General features: G+C 36.0%; 1 protein-coding gene. It reads right to left on the bottom strand.

Features of this window, described 5'->3' with window-relative positions:
* Nucleotides 1–317: hypothetical protein (locus FBT53_RS16205; RefSeq protein WP_205729056.1), on the bottom strand; the 317-nt coding region annotated here is incomplete at both ends.

Genomic DNA, 317 nt, shown 5'->3' on the forward strand with positions numbered 1-317 from the left:
TATTTAATACTGAAGTAGTTTCTCCTGACATCACAACTGTATTTGGCCCTTCTTCTTGAGTCCATAAATAATTAGTTAATTGATTCCCCTCTGAATCAGTAGCGGTACCATAAATTACGGTACTTGTTTCTGGTAATTCTATTGTTTGGTCCTCTCCCGCAGTTACTATTGGAGCTAAATTTGGTTGTGACCTTGTAATACCACTAATACTAATTGCACTAATAATAGGGTGCCTTACTCCCCCGTCTCTAGATAATGAGGTAAAGTATAAATCTAGAAATCCGTCAAGAATATTTACTGAAATGGTCTTTGTAAGT

Source organism: Flavobacterium sp. ASW18X, from assembly GCF_005144745.1.
In the GTDB taxonomy this organism is placed as follows: Bacteria; Bacteroidota; Bacteroidia; order Flavobacteriales; family Flavobacteriaceae; genus Croceivirga.